Annotated in this window: 12 protein-coding genes; 6 read left to right on the top strand and 6 right to left on the bottom strand. The window is 52.0% G+C overall.

The features are described from left to right. The 5 genes from PY990_RS07125 to PY990_RS07105 form a co-directional block, all read right to left on the bottom strand. Positions 1-2163, bottom strand: a complete 2163-nt coding sequence (locus PY990_RS07125; RefSeq protein ID WP_275271018.1) for a sensor histidine kinase — start codon at positions 2161-2163, stop codon at positions 1-3. Continuing rightward, on the bottom strand, positions 2148-3560 hold the full coding sequence (locus PY990_RS07120) for a sigma-54-dependent transcriptional regulator (RefSeq protein WP_275271017.1): 1413 nt from the start codon (positions 3558-3560) through the stop codon (positions 2148-2150). Before PY990_RS07120 ends, PY990_RS07125 begins: the two co-directional genes overlap by 16 nt. A 123-nt stretch (positions 3561-3683) precedes the next feature. Next, complete coding sequence (gene thrC, locus PY990_RS07115) at positions 3684-5099, bottom strand: threonine synthase (protein ID WP_275271016.1); 1416 nt, start codon at positions 5097-5099, stop codon at positions 3684-3686. Position 5100: 1 nt separating this feature from the next. Then, positions 5101-6414 carry a homoserine dehydrogenase gene (locus tag PY990_RS07110; protein WP_275271015.1) on the bottom strand — a complete coding sequence of 438 codons (1314 nt, stop codon included), beginning with the start codon at positions 6412-6414 and terminating at the stop codon, positions 5101-5103. Positions 6415-6421: 7 nt separating this feature from the next. Further along, positions 6422-7648, bottom strand: a complete 1227-nt coding sequence (locus PY990_RS07105; RefSeq protein WP_171098655.1) for a pyridoxal phosphate-dependent aminotransferase — start codon at positions 7646-7648, stop codon at positions 6422-6424. A gap of 129 nt (positions 7649-7777) precedes the next feature. Between PY990_RS07105 and PY990_RS07100 the strand changes: the two genes are divergently transcribed. The 6 genes from PY990_RS07100 (at position 7778) to PY990_RS07075 (ending at position 12205) form a co-directional block, all read left to right on the top strand. Next, positions 7778-8155 (top strand): Mth938-like domain-containing protein, encoded by a 378-nt coding sequence (locus PY990_RS07100; RefSeq protein WP_275271014.1) that lies wholly within the window; start codon positions 7778-7780, stop codon positions 8153-8155. Next, entirely contained in the window at positions 8152-8523 is a 372-nt protein-coding gene (locus PY990_RS07095) for an SMR family transporter (RefSeq protein ID WP_275271013.1), read from the top strand. Before PY990_RS07100 ends, PY990_RS07095 begins: the two co-directional genes overlap by 4 nt. Positions 8524-8615: 92 nt before the next feature. Continuing rightward, a complete protein-coding gene (locus tag PY990_RS07090) occupies positions 8616-9086 on the top strand; it encodes a peroxiredoxin (protein ID WP_275271012.1) in 471 nt (156 codons plus the stop codon). A gap of 67 nt (positions 9087-9153) precedes the next feature. Continuing rightward, positions 9154-10809: a PhoH family protein gene (locus PY990_RS07085; RefSeq protein ID WP_275271011.1), complete on the top strand. Its 1656-nt coding sequence runs from the start codon at positions 9154-9156 to the stop codon at positions 10807-10809. Between the two features lie 452 nt (positions 10810-11261). Continuing rightward, a complete protein-coding gene (locus tag PY990_RS07080; protein ID WP_275271010.1) occupies positions 11262-11720 on the top strand; it encodes a hypothetical protein in 459 nt (152 codons plus the stop codon). Further along, the gene (locus PY990_RS07075; RefSeq protein WP_275271009.1) at positions 11720-12205 is read left to right on the top strand and encodes a DUF3828 domain-containing protein; all 486 of its coding nucleotides are present in this window, start codon (positions 11720-11722) and stop codon (positions 12203-12205) included. The genes PY990_RS07080 and PY990_RS07075 overlap by 1 nt, the downstream gene beginning before the upstream one ends. A gap of 239 nt (positions 12206-12444) precedes the next feature. On the opposite strand, the gene dnaB is transcribed toward PY990_RS07075, so the two are convergent. Continuing rightward, the gene (gene dnaB / locus PY990_RS07070; RefSeq protein WP_343075070.1) at positions 12445-14853 is read right to left on the bottom strand and encodes a replicative DNA helicase; all 2409 of its coding nucleotides are present in this window, start codon (positions 14851-14853) and stop codon (positions 12445-12447) included. Between the last annotated feature and the right edge of the window lie 143 nt (positions 14854-14996).

The following is a 14996-nucleotide window of genomic DNA, read 5'->3' as shown; positions in this document are numbered from 1 at the left end:
TCAGTTTCCTTCTGACAATTGCTTTTCGATCAACAACAGTTGCTGACCTGTTTCTTTCAAAATATCTGCGGATGGGCGTGCCTTGCAACGCAATACAATTTCAAAACATGCACCGAATTGTGGCTCAACTTCAGGCAGTACCGGGCTGGTGGCCCACAAATCGCCACCATAACGTTGCACCAACATGCGAGACACGGGCAAACCCAGCCCGGTTCCACGACCTGCCTGCTTGCTGGTGTAGAACATTTTGAAAATAAGCTGCAAACGATCGGGGGGAATCGCTTCGCCGTTGTTTTGCACCAGAATTTGCACAGCTGGCTGCCCGTCACTTAAGCGAACATCGGCAGTTTTTATTGAAATGGTGGGGCCCTCGTTCAATGCTGCGAATTGCGCATCGAACTGTCCTTCCAGAGCGTGGGTTGCATTAATCAACAAATTGACCATGACCTGCTGCAACTCGGTTTTACTGAATTGAACCGTTTGTTGTGCAGAAAAATCAAACTTCAGTTGCGCACGAGCCATATCAATTTCATTTCGAACAAACAGAATACTGTCCTGAATGATTTCATTGACATTGATTTCTTCAGTGTAGGAAGCGTATTCATCGGGCCTGCAAAACTGCAGCAGCTTTTGCACAATGTTGCGCATGCGGTGTACTTGCTCATCCAGCAAACGCACGGTTTTCAGGCTTTCTGGATCATTCAGGGTAATACGAATCAAATCCAGATGCCCCATCATGATTGCCAACGGATTATTGAACTCATGTGCGATACCCGCAGTTAACTGCCCCAAGGCCGCTAGCTTCTCTGAGGCCAGCAACTGCTCCACTGCTTGATGAAGTTTTTGATTCGCAGCCTGCAGGTCGGCAGTTCGCTGTCGCACACGCTCGTCCAGTTGCTCATTCAAGCCGAGCAGTTCGCTGCGCCGTGCATCCAGTTGATCCAGCAGCGCGTCAAAGTGATTGGCCAGGTCAGCAAATTCGTCTTCACGGCGAAGGTCTCCCACACGCGCCGCAGTATCGCCACGTTCCTGCAAGCTCATGATGTAATTCATGCGGCGAAGTGGGTAAAAAATTCCGGATGTCAAACGCACCACCATCATGGCGCCCAACACCATGGCCGCCCCCACCGCCAACAAAAACAAAATCAGCAGTTGTGTTTTTATATTGGCATAAGGCGCTTCCAGAAAGCCCACATAAAACATGCCGATTCGTGCACCCTCGGGGCTAAGCAGTGGTGCATAAGCAGCCACATACCAGTCGTTCACGACGAATGCACGTTCCAGCCACACCTCACCCCGGCCCAAAACACTTTGCCGAACCACATCGGACACGCGGGTGCCCAGCGCGCGCAGTTCGCCGTCGCGACGAACCGTAGTCGCCACTCGCACATCTTCCAGGAAAATGGTGGTGGTGCCAATTGAGCCTTCCAGCAAGGTGTTTGGCGAATAGATCAGGTTGTTGATTTCATCCACCAAACCCAGGTTACCGTTCAACAGCAAGCCGCCTTCCAGGTACCCCAACATGTTTCCATTGTTGAAAACAGGTTGCAGCACCTGAACGACCAAACCACGGTCCTCGGTGCTTTTGGGTGAGGGGCTTGCATTGGAGGTGGGGATAATCGCCTGCACCGCACGCGAGGCGAGATCGGGAGAAATATCCATCAGCTCTTTGTTCGAGAGCAACACGGTGTAGCTGCCCGACTCGCGAAACTTCACCGACTTTTGTACCTCGGAGTCAAGCATGTATGGCAAGCGTGGGGGAAACGAATTCACCACCATGCCGGTTGGACTGATCAAACGCAGGTACGCAAAACCGAGTCGCTCAGCCTGCGCCTGAAGGTCTTTGTTGTTCAGCTTGCCGCCCCGCTGGTTCAGCAAATTCCGAAGATAGGCGCTCTCAGACCAGGATTTCAAAGCCAGTGATTTGCTTTCCTGCACATCGGTGAATTCTTGCTGGGCAAGTACCAGATCACTGCGAACTTTCGAAATCAGGATTTTTGTGTAAGCGGCCTGCCCCGCTGACCACACCAGCATTGCCACAATTGGAACGAGCACCAGCAAAGGGATGCAGGCTGTAACAACCAGTTTGGTTTTAACAGTCCAGTGGCTGGGCCAAAAATGCCCGCGTGGCGGAAATGGCCGCTGACCTATTCTTGGCTCCACGCCATGCACTTTCGTTCAAGTGTTTTTCGGGACACACCCAAGCGGCGCGCTGCCTCGGATTTATTGCCACTGCAGGCGTTCAATACGCGAAGAATATGCGCCTTTTCGACCTGCTCAAGCGACTCATTCTGGGTGTCTTCAGCAGTGTGCTCGCGTTCATCCAGATCCAGATTCAAAGGCAAATCTTCTTTGGGGAAATAACCCAGAATCAATGAACGTTCGATGAAGTTGCGTAGCTCCCGCACATTGCCTGGCCATTCGTAGGCTTGTAGGCGGGCCAGCATGTCCGGGCTTATTTTCAGGGGATCAATACGCAGCTTTTTGGCAAACACCTTGATGAAGTAATTGGCCAGAAGCTCAATGTCCTCGGGGCGGCTGCGCAACGGTGGCATTTCAATCGGCATCACCTGCAAGCGGTAGTACAAGTCTTGCCGAAACCGCCCTCGCTTCACTTCCACATCCAGGTTTACGTTGGTCGCAGCCACAATACGAACATCCACATCCACTTCCTTGGTGCTGCCCACCGGGCGAATTCGCCGGTCTTCGAGCACGCGAAGCAATTTGGTTTGCATGCTGAGCGGCAATTCGCCAATTTCATCAAGAAACAGGGTGCCGCCCTGCGCGTAGTAGAACAAGCCCTGGTGGGATTCATTGGCACCCGTGAAAGCGCCCTTGGCATGACCAAACAACTCGCTTTCAATCAATTCTGGAGAGATGGCGCCACAGTTGATTGGCACAAACGGCCGCTCACTGCGCAGGCTCATGCCATGCAGCGTTCGGGCCAATACTTCTTTGCCCGAGCCAGACTCACCCGTGAGCAACACAGTGGAATCGGTGGGAGCCACTTTGGCCACCAGCTTTCGGAGTTGGCGCACAATCGGGCTTTCACCCACCATCACCTGTTCATTCTGCTGCAAGTTTGAAACCGCGCGTTTCAGCACAAAGTTTTCACGCTTCAAACGGTTTTGATCCGCCGCGCGATCAAGCGCATACCAAAGCTGGTCAATCCGGAAAGGCTTCTGCAAGAAATCTTGTGCACCTGCACGCAAGGCACCAATGGCGGTGTCCATGTCGGCATAGCCGGTGATTAAAATCACATCACCTTCGTAGCCGCCTTGGCGCAATTCGTTCAGCCATTGCAGGCCACTTTTGCCTGGCAGGCTCACATCCAGCACCACCGTGCTATAGTCGTGGCTGTCGAAAAGGGCTTGGGCCATTTCAACAGAACCAGCAGTGTCTACACGTGCAAAACGGGTTTCCAGCGCCTTTTCAAGAAAATGGCGCATGCCGGGCTCATCATCCACCGCCAGCGCAGACAAACCCTTTCTGGGCCGAGCATCTATGCCTTGGCCTGCGGCAACGTTGGGGAGGTCGACAGTGTTGGATTGAGAGGTCAAAACAGTGGCTTCACGGGGTGTTACTTAACCTTGCCATTGTTCATGATTCCGTTTGGACCTGCAAGTTAGGTAAACCCTATTACTTGCAGGCAAACGATTGTTTGAAATGTGCTTTTGTTGGGCTTACAGCCCGGTATTCTCGGCAATGAACGTTTTGACCTGTTCAACGCATATGGGCATTTCAACAACCCGCTGAGGCAACTTTTCAATGCCCTGGAACTGCGCGGGCACTGGCGGTGTTTGGCCAGTGGCCTCTTCAATGGTTTCCGCAAACTTCACAGCCAGGGCAGTTTCCAGAATGACCATGGGTACGCCAGGCTCCACAAGATCGCGGGCCACTTTCACGGCATCGGCCGTGTGGGTGTCAATCAAGGTACCCGTGCGGGCGAAAACTTCCTTGATAGTATCCAGGCGGTTTTGGTGATTCGATGAACCAGACTGAAAACCAAAGTCTTCTTCAACCCGCTTGAAACGTGGATCTTCGGAAAGATCGAATTGACCATTCGCAGCCAAATCTTGCCACAAAGCTTTCAAGGCCTTGGGATCACGACCCAACAGGTCATACACAAAGCGCTCGAAATTCGAGGCTTTGGAAATGTCCATGGACGGGCTGGAAGTGATGTAGGTTTCCGCCGATTTGCGGGGGCGATACACACCGGTTTTGAAAAACTCGTCCAACACATTGTTTTCATTGGTGGCCACAATCAGCTTGCGAATGGGCAGGCCCATTTGCCGGGCAATGTGACCGGCCAGCACGTTGCCAAAGTTACCGGACGGCACTGCGAAGCTGACCGGGTCGCCTATCTTCTCGGCGGTGCGCAAGTAAGCATTGAAGTAATACACCACCTGAGCAGAAATGCGACCCCAGTTGATTGAATTCACCGTGCCAATTTTCTGGCGTGCCTTGTATTCAAGGTCTTCGCTCACCGCCTTCACAATGTCCTGGCAATCATCGAACAAACCTTCAATGGCAATGTTGAAAATGTTCGGATCTTGCAGGCTGTACATTTGGGCGCGCTGAAATGCGCTCATTTTGCCAGCCGGGCTCAACATGAACACCCGCACGCCTTTCTTGCCGCGCATGGCGTATTCGGCCGCCGAACCCGTGTCGCCGCTGGTGGCACCGAGAATGTTCAATTCTCGGTTGGTGCGAGCCAACTGGTATTCAAACAGGTTCCCCAGCAACTGCATGGCCATGTCTTTGAAAGCCAGCGTGGGGCCGTTTGAAAGCTCCAGCACCTTCATGCCGTCGAACAGTTCGCGCACCGGCGTAATTTCTTCAGTGCCGTACACGGCCTTGGTGTAGGTTTTGGTGGTCAGCGCTTTCAGGTCGGCTTCTGGAATGTCGGTGGCATAAGGCTTTAATACCTCAAATGCCAGTTCACCATAGCTGAGGTGTTTCCAGCTTTCCAGCACATGCAAGGCCACTTGAGGATAAAACTCAGGCACGGCCAAACCACCATCGGGTGCCAAACCTTCCAGCAAAATTTCAGAGAAATCTTGGGGATCCATGCCCCCACGGCTGCTGAAGTATTTCATTTCAGCTCAAGTCCTCTACGCGAATTCGGGTCAAGGGGCCATGCACGCTGTCCAAGGCCTCAATTTTTGCGATGGCCTTGTTCACATCACCTTCCACGCAGCGGTGGGTCAACAACACAATTTCAGCGGTTTCTTTTTCGCTGGTAGCCTGGCGCTGAATCATGGCTTCAATTGAAATTTGGTTGTCGGCCAGCAAGCGAGTGACCTCGGCCAGCACACCGGGTTTGTCGTCTACCGCCAAGCGCAAGTAGAAGGCAGTGACCACCTTCTCCATGGGCAACACATCCAGGTTTTGAATGCCTTCTTTCTGGAAAGCCAAAACCGGAACACGACTGGCCAGTGGAGCCTGGCTTGCGCGTGCTATTTCAATAAGATCGGCCACCACAGCCGAGGCTGTGGGCAAGCTGCCAGCGCCAGCGCCGTAGTACAGGGTTGGGCCTACAGCATTGGCTTTCACCAACACTGCATTCATGACGCCTTCCACATTGGCGATCAAGCGCTTGCCAGGAATGAGCGTGGGGTGAACGCGCAACTCAATACCTTGATCGGTGCGCTTGGCAATGCCCAACAGTTTAACGCGGTAGCCCAATTGCTCTGCAAACTGGATATCTTCCTTGGTCAGCTTGGTAATGCCTTCAATGTAGGCTTTCTCGAACTGAACAGGGACGCCAAAAGCCAGCGAGCTCAGCAGGCTGATTTTGTGGGCGGCATCCACACCCTCGATGTCAAAGGTGGGGTCGGCTTCGGCGTAACCAAATGCTTGAGCCTGCGCCAGTACGTCGGCAAAGGGCAGGCCTTTGTCACGCATTTCTGACAAAATGAAATTGCAGGTGCCGTTGATGATGCCCGCTACATATTCAATCTTGTTGGCGGCCAGCCCTTCCTTGATGGCCTTGATCACCGGAATACCACCAGCCACTGCCGCCTCAAAAGCCACCATCACATTCTTGGCTTCAGCCGCAGCAAAAATTTCATCACCATGTACAGCCAGCAGAGCCTTGTTGGCCGTGACTACATGCTTGCCCGCATTGATCGCAGCCAGCACCAGTTGCTTGGCAATGGTGTAACCACCAATCAGTTCAACCACCACGTCGATGTCGTCGCGCTTTACTGCATCGAATGCATCACCCAAAACCTCAACGCCGGGACCAGCCAGTTCGCGCGCTTTTTCCGTGTTCAGGTCGGCGATGACTTTGATCTGAATGGGAAAACCCACACGGCGTTCAATTTCGCTCGCATTGGTGTTCAACACATTGAATGTGCCAGAACCGACAGTACCCAAACCCAGCAGGGCCACTCGAAGAGGTTTGTTCATTTTTAAATCAGCCAAGGTGTTGTTTTCGATAACTTTCCAGGAAGCGTGCAATTCTACCAACTGCGTCCGTCAAATCATCGGTGTTGGGTAGGAAAACCACCCGGAAATGATCCGGATTGATCCAATTAAAGCCTGTGCCCTGCACCACAAGTACCTTTTCAGCCTCCAGTAACTCCAGCACAAAGCGCTGGTCATTCTTGATGGGATAAATTTTGGGGTCCAGGCGAGGAAACAGATAAAGCGCCGCTTTGGGCTTCACACAAGTGACGCCTGGAATGGAAGTCATCAGATCGTAAGCGAGGTCACGCTGACGGGTAAGGCGCCCGCCGGGCCCGACCAAATCGTCGATGCTTTGATAACCACCCAGCGAAGTCTGAATGGCATATTGACCAGGAACGTTGGCACACAGGCGCATGGAGGCCATGATGCCCAAACCGTCGATGTAATCGGTGGCATGGCGCTTGTCGCCAGAAATGACCATCCAACCTGCCCTGTAACCACATGCGCGGTAGTTTTTAGACAAGCCGTTCATGGTAATGAAGAGCACGTCGTCGGCCAGCGATGCAATCGAGGTGTGCTCCGCGCCGTCATACAGCATCTTGTCGTAAATCTCATCCGCGAAAATAATCAATTGATGCTCGCGAGCGATTTGCACCAGTTCCTGCAACACTTCCTCGGGGTACAAAGCGCCCGTGGGGTTGTTGGGGTTGATGATCACCATGGCCTTGGTTTTTTCATTGATCAGGCTGCGCAGGTGCTTGGTGTCGGGGTACCAGTCGCTTTGTTCGTCGCACAAATAGTGGCGCGGTGTACCACCGGAAATACTGACGGCAGCAGTCCACAAGGGGTAGTCTGGCGCAGGCACCAGCACTTCGTCGCCATTGTTCAACAGGCCTTGCATGCTCATCACGATCAGCTCGGATACACCATTGCCCACAATGATGTCGTCGAGCGTTACACCCTTGATTTTCTTTTGCTGGGTGTAATGCATGATGGCTTTGCGCGCCGCAAACAAGCCCTTGCTGTCGCTGTAGCCCGAGGCATCGCCCAGGTTCATAATGACGTCTTGGCGAACTTCATCAGGCGCTTCAAATCCGAACGGGGCCAGATTGCCGATGTTCAGCTTCAGGATGCGGTGCCCTTCCTCTTCCAGCTGCCGCGCTCGCTGCATCACGGGTCCGCGGATGTCATAGCAAACATTGGCCAGCTTGGCAGATTTGAGAATGGGTTTCATGTCGACCTGTGTGTGGATTGTTGTGGTGGTTATTAAGCTGCTTATTCTTTTGCTTGCGCAAAGTCTTATAATTTAACCGTTTAGGCCAATGCCTGCTAGGGTTTGGCCCCATCCTGGAGCATCTTTCGAATGAAATTTCAACCTGAATCGCTCGACAATCAATTCGTCGTTCAGCGGTATGACGAAGAAGGTGTCGTGATCAGCGGCAGGCTTCAAACTGAAAGTGTGGTGTTTGGCACCGACTTCACACCCAGAATTTGGGAAAACGCCGGGTCTGGCCCGCTGGAATTGGACCATTGTGAATGGCTATACAGCCAATGTCCGACAAGTATGGAGGTGTTGCTGATTGGCACGGGTCCAAAACAGGTTTTTCCTGGCATGGACATTCGCAAGTTCTTTGCCAACAAGCGTTGCCCGGTTGAATACATGGACAGCCAGGCCGCCTGCCGCACCTACAACATCCTGATCGGTGAGGACCGGCACGTGATTGCCGCGATTCTGCTATGACCACTTATGCTGCAGTTTTAGTGCTCTCGGGCGTAATTTTGAATGCGCTTGCCCAACTTTTGCTGAAAATGGCCACCAACAAAGTGGGCGTCATCGAGGCATCCAGTGCGCTTAGTCTGGGTGCCATGTCCGCTTTGTTCTTGCAGTGGCCAATGATTCTGGGACTGTTTTGCTACGGATTTTCACTGCTCATTTGGCTAATGGCACTCTCACGGGTCGATGTAACACTGGCCTACCCCATGCTGGCAATAGGTTATGTGATCAATGCCTTTGCGGCGCAATACTTCCTCAATGAACCTGTGAGCCTGCAGCGCTGGGTGGCGATCGGGGTGATCGTACTGGGTGTGGCGCTTTTGGCGCGTTCCTGACACTTCCTGCATTTTGCTGTCAAAAGCTGTGGTTATACTGGACCAAACACGCACACCAGCAGCAAAACCACCACACCTCAGGGAGCAGTACCGTGTCACTTGAAGTCAACAGCAAAGTGCCTGATTTTTCAGCAGCTTGCACTGGCGGCGGCAATTTTACCCTGTCAGCCCACGCTGGCAAAAACCTGATCATTTATTTTTACCCCAAAGACAGCACGCCAGGCTGCACCACCGAGGGCGAAAACTTTCGCGATCTACACCCCGAGTTTCTGAAAGCCAACTGCCTTGTTTTTGGCGTTTCACGCGATTCCCTGAAGTCGCATGAAAATTTCAAAGCCAAACTGGAAATGCCGTTTGAATTGATTTCAGATCCCGACGAGAAGGTGTGCACAATTTTCGACGTGATGAAAATGAAAAACATGTACGGAAAACAAGTACGTGGCGTGGAAAGAAGTACCTTTGTAATCAACAAGAAAGGCATTCTTGTGCAGGAGTGGCGCGGCTTGAAGGTGCCGGGCCATGCACAAGCGGTGCTTGACTTTGTACGCACAATCGGGGACTAATATCCTCACGGGCGCGGGCGTGACGACCCCGCGCGATTTATGAGCTTCCTACTTCAGATCGTTGACAATGCCTCTGCCAAAAGAACCCAGCAAACCAGCAACTACACTGAACGAAATCCCACCAATCACGGCACCCAGACCCAAGAAGCCGGCCAAAAAAACTGATGCGTCTGACACCACCACTACGACCGGCAAAGCACCGCTGACCTTGGCCGCCGACAACACTGTCACCGCCAAAGCACCTGCGACAAACCGCACCCGAAATGTTCCAGCCGCAGCTTCAGGCAAAGCACGCAAACCAGTGGCCACGCCCATTGCCAAAACCAGGCGACAGGTTACCCACACCGGCAAGAAAATTTTTGTGCTAGACACCAACGTGTTGATGCACGACCCCACTTCGCTGTTTCGCTTTGAAGAGCACGATGTATTTTTGCCGTTGATTACGCTGGAAGAACTGGACAACCACAAAAAAGGCATGTCTGAAGTGGCCCGCCATGCACGGCAAGTAAGCCGTTCGCTGGATGCCTTGATGGAGAACATCGAGGACATCGAAAAAGGTGTGGCACTGGACCGGCTGGGCAATGTGGACGCCCTTGGACGTTTGTTGGTACAAACCACCGAGTTGGCTGCTGAACTGCCGAAAACCTTGCCCGTGGGCAAAGCTGACAACCAGATTCTGGGCGTGGTTTTTGCACTGAGTAAACAGCACCCTGATCGCGAAGTTGCGTTGGTCTCGAAAGACATCAACATGCGCATCAAGGCCCGCGCCTTGGGCTTGCTGGCCGAGGATTACTTCAACGACCAGGTACTGGAAGACCGTGATCTGCTGTATTCAGGCATCATGGAATTACCCGCCGATTTCTGGGAAAAGAACAGCAAAGGCATTGAAAGCTGGCAGCAAGGTGGAAGCACCTTCTATCGCATCAGCGGCCCTGCCGTAAAAGACATGATGGTGAACCAGTTTGTATATTGCGAAACTGGTATTCCATTGATCGCTCAGGTATTGGAAGTGAGCGGCCGCACCGCCGTGCTAAAAACCCTGCGGGATTTCAGCCACAACAAAAACAGCGTATGGGGCATCACTGCACGCAACCGCGAACAAAACTTCGCACTGAATTTGTTAATGAACCCCGAATGCGACTTCGTGACGCTGTTGGGCCAAGCCGGTACAGGCAAAACCCTGCTGGCGCTGGCTGCGGGTTTGTCGCAAGTGCTTGAAAGCAAGCAATACTCTGAAATTATTGTGACCCGTGCCACCGTGCCGGTCGGTGAGGACATCGGCTTTTTGCCAGGTACGGAAGAGGAAAAAATGGCCCCCTGGATGGGCGCTTTTGAAGACAACCTGGAAGTACTGAACAAGCCCGACCCCAGCAGTGGTGACTGGGGCCGCTCAGCAACAACCGACTTGATCCGCACCAAGATCCGCATCAAATCAATGAACTTCATGCGCGGCCGCACCTTCATCAACAAGTTTTTGATTATCGATGAAGCGCAAAACCTGTCGCCCAAGCAAATGAAAACCCTGATCACACGTGCCGGTCCCGGTACCAAGGTAATCTGTTTGGGTAACTTGGCGCAAATTGATACGCCTTACTTGACTGAAGGCTCTTCAGGCCTCACCTACGTGGTGGATCGATTCAAGGGCTGGCCACATGCAGGGCACATCACGCTGCAACGTGGTGAGCGTTCGAGGCTGGCTGATTTTGCGTCAGATAACCTTTGATAGATTGATGGGCATGTAAGAAATTGCATGCCCTTTTAATGCATTAGCAAAGTCGAACTCCCTCTTCCGCCTGAGAGCCTGAATACCTCTTTTTTGAAATTCACACTGTAGCGAGCGCTTGATGATGACTCTACGGCGCGCTGGCAATGTGTTGCGCATTACGCTCTCGTTGAAGTTGTGAAAGCTTGCCCCCTCTTTTCCACACCACCAACCCTACCACCCCAAGTATCCAAACAATTGCTGCGGCATGGGCATTTATTGAATTTGGGAAAATTTATCAAGCACTTCTGCTTGCGCATAAAGCGGCAAAAAACAGCAAGCGGTTGCAAAAACAATTTTTTCAACATTGGTTTCCAAAGACACGGCCAAACCCACATAGTGCAACAACACTCTGTTTTTCATCCCTCCTACTGCAATGATTGGGCTGAAAATTTGTACCCCTTGAACTGAATATGTTGATATACGCGGTCAACTTAAAATCAAAAAAATTAGTCATGACTTTTGATATCAATAAAGCAATACAGAAACTCAGTAGCATCGCCAATACCTCGTCACAAGGCAAATGCGCACTGCATGTGCGCCTGGCCCTGGACGCAGGCGGCATTGAAGTGAGGCCCACTCTTGGGCAAGCTCGGCTTTATGACCCGGTACTGTCAAACTACGGATTCAAACGAAGCCGATATAGCAAAGGGGTGCTGATCGATTCCTCAAGTTGCAGGAATTATTCGCCAGAAGCAGGTGATATTGCAGTCATCCCAAATGTTGCTGGAAGCCGACCGGAGGGACACATCGCAATGTTCACCGGTAAAGAATGGATTTCAGATTTCAAACAGCGCGATATGTGGGGTGGTCCGACATACAGAAAAGCCGACCCCGATGTAGCCATTTATCGTTACTCCAAGGTCCAATAATGAAGCTATCAAAGAATTTTTTAGCTGTAATCGGACTGCTGTCCTCTATTAGCATCGCGCTTGGTTTGTGGATTTCAAATGAAAACGCAAACCCCAGCGCCATTGATTTTATTCAACGTACGTATGCTGGCCTGTATCACGACAATTCCAATTCATCTTCGCTGGACAAAGCCGATGAAATTTTCTCATCATCGCTTTTTGATTTGATTAGAAAGGAGCAGCAACAACAAATTGAATCGGGAGAAATCGGTGAACTCTCGGCAGATCCCTTGTGCAATTGTCAGGACCCAACTTCTGTTCAAATTATTGAAATCACCGCTGAAGTTGTAGAGCAAGATCATGCAACGGTTCTTGTTACTCTCTCGGTGTCAGGAATAATCGAAAAGCTACGCATCAATCTGGTTCAGGAAGCGCAACGCTGGAAAATTGATGATGTTGCTGGTAACCAGATTCCAAGTTTACGCAAAAGCTTGATTGAAAATTAAAGTCGGCAGGCGTGGTTTTTCGGGGATGCAAACTGGCTTTGCTCGGTCTGCCGATTCAAGATCAAGTCGCCCGGTTTGGCACGCAGCGAAGGGCGACCTGAAAGGTCGATGCGAAGACGCGCTCGCGTGTCGCATGCCCTGAGCCAGTGACAAGCAGGGGAATTCGACTTGATCAAGGCAGCACGAGCAAAGCCGGTTTGCATGAGAAGAAAAGCAGATTGAGCACAAGCAATACCCGCTTACTCCCCTTCCGGCTGCATCCCTGCATAGTTCTCAAACTTGGTGTACATGCCTAAGAAGGTTACGCGCACCGTACCAATTGGACCGTTACGCTGCTTACCAATAATGATCTCAGCCGTGCCTTTGTCAGGTGAATCAGGGTTGTACACCTCATCACGGTAAATGAACAAAATCACGTCGGCATCCTGCTCAATCGCGCCTGATTCTCGCAGGTCACTCATCACCGGGCGCTTGTTTGGCCGCTGTTCCAGCGAGCGGTTCAACTGCGAAAGCGCGATCACCGGGCAGTTCAATTCTTTTGCCAAACCTTTCAATGAACGTGAAATTTCTGAAATTTCAGTGGCACGGTTTTCACCCGGAGACGAAGAGCCCATCAACTGCAAATAGTCGATGATCACCAAACCAAGCTGACCACACTGGCGTGCCAAGCGCCGACAACGGGCGCGCACTTCCATCGAAGACAAGGCGGGGGTTTCATCAATAAACAATTGCGCATTCTGCATCTTCTCGACTGCGTAGGTCAGTCGCGGCCAGTCCTCATCCGTCAATCGCCCAGTTCTTAGGCGATGTTGATCCAAACGCCCCACGGAACCCAGCAAACGCATCGCCAATTGGGTGGCGCCCATTTCCATGGAGAACACAGCCACTGCATGACCCTCTTCCACAGCCACGTGTTCGCCAATGTTCAAGCTGAATGCAGTATTGTGCGTCACCACAAAATCGTTGGTGATGTATGTACGCGTGGGGTGGCTTACAGAAATGCACTGCGCTTGCGCCATGCGCACAGGCTCAATGCTTTGAAAAGTGATTCGGCGTGTGCGCTGCCAGTCGGTGCGCAGTCGCGCCTTCTTTTCTTCAAGCGTAAACACCTGCTGCCCATCGGCAAAGCTCATGTTCAACACATAAGCCAAGCGCCCTTCTTTGTGTTCGCCCTTGCTGGTGTAATGCGTATTTTTGGTTGCAATTGAACAAAACCCACCCAGTGAACGTGCAAGGTAGGCCACATCATTGGCCAGTTGCTCGCTTACCGTGGCAAATCGAATCGAACCCCAGGATTCTATCCAGCCATCGGTATCCAACAGGCCCTGTAACAAGGCCAACCGCGCCGCCTTATTGGCTTTCAGATAATGTTCAGGAATAAATTTATTGTGGCTGACACAACCCAGCACACCCAGATCGTTCAGAGCTTGGCGGAAGTAACTTGGCTGACTGGTGCGAGCACCATTGGCAAGCATTCTGCCTTTCCACACCACCCGATAGTCGTAGGCCTGTGCATGAACCAATTCCATGTCATGTCCAAGTAATGCATTCATTCTGTGCACTAACTCTTCCGACTTGGTGGAAAACATCACACTGCTGTGGCTGAAGGCCAAAGTGCCATCGCCCAGCAGGGCACCCAGTACCCAGGGGTCAATTGACAACACATCGTTGTGACCGAAATCACCAGTCACAGTGTCGATCCACAAGCGGTTTTTGTAACGAACACAGCCCAGCATTTCCGTCAGGCGCTTGGTGCTAATCACGCGGGGCTCGGCCCAGTCGCGGTACATCACACGCCACAAATGTTCATCACAGCACTCGGCACTGCGACCGTCTGAAAATACCACTTTATAAATCTGCTTTTCGCCTTGGGGAAATACCCCCGTGACCAGGGATGACTTTCCATCCATAGATGCCAAAGCATCGCCCACGCGCAATTCACCCATGGTAGTCCAGCCGCTTGGCGTTTTAACCAAGGCATCAAGTGGCTGCGCTTTACCCATTGAGGGTCTTCCGGCAACAATAATCAAGTCACCGGGCTGCAAGCCCGATGTTTTGCCATCCAAATCTACAAAACCAGTTGAAATACCGGTGATGTCGCTGGTGCTGTCGCGGTGATAAAGCTCATCGATTCGCTCGACCACTTTGCTGAGCACAGGCTGCAATTCTTGAAAACCACCCGCGCCGCGCGCCCCGTCTTCGGCAATCTTGAAAATCTTGCTTTCCGCTTCGTCGAGAATGGTTTTGGTGTCTTTGCCCTGGGGGTTCAGCGCAGTCGTGGCAATGTCGTCGCTGATCGTAATCAGCCTGCGCAACACGGCGCGGTCGCGCACAATTTCTGCGTAGCGGCGAATGTTGGCAGCAGATGGCGTGTTGGTGGCCAAAGTGTTCAAGTAGGCCAAACCACCCACATCTTCAGCCTTGCCGGAGGACTGCAGCGATTCATACACAGTAATGACGTCAGCCGGCTTGGAGCCGTCAATCAACTTGGCAATGTGCTCAAAAATAACCCGGTGATCGTAGCGATAGAAGTCATCTGCTCGAATCACATCGCCAATTTTATCCCAGGCTTGGTTGTCCAGCAGCAAGCCGCCCACCACCGATTGCTCCGATTCGAGCGAGTGAGGCGGAACGCGCAGGCCCGTCATTTCTTGTTCTGTAAGTCGATTTTCGGACATAGTTTCGCAATAGAAAAAGGCCACCCTGAGGTGACCTTTTTTGTGGGTTCAGGCAGACCGAAAAGTATAACCGAATGTGGCTAAACCCTATGGTCTAATTCGCCTTAAAACCG

Source organism: Limnobacter olei, from assembly GCF_029087225.1.
GTDB lineage: Bacteria > Pseudomonadota > Gammaproteobacteria > Burkholderiales > Burkholderiaceae_B > Limnobacter > Limnobacter olei.
This window is presented reverse-complemented; position numbering and strand designations above follow the sequence as displayed.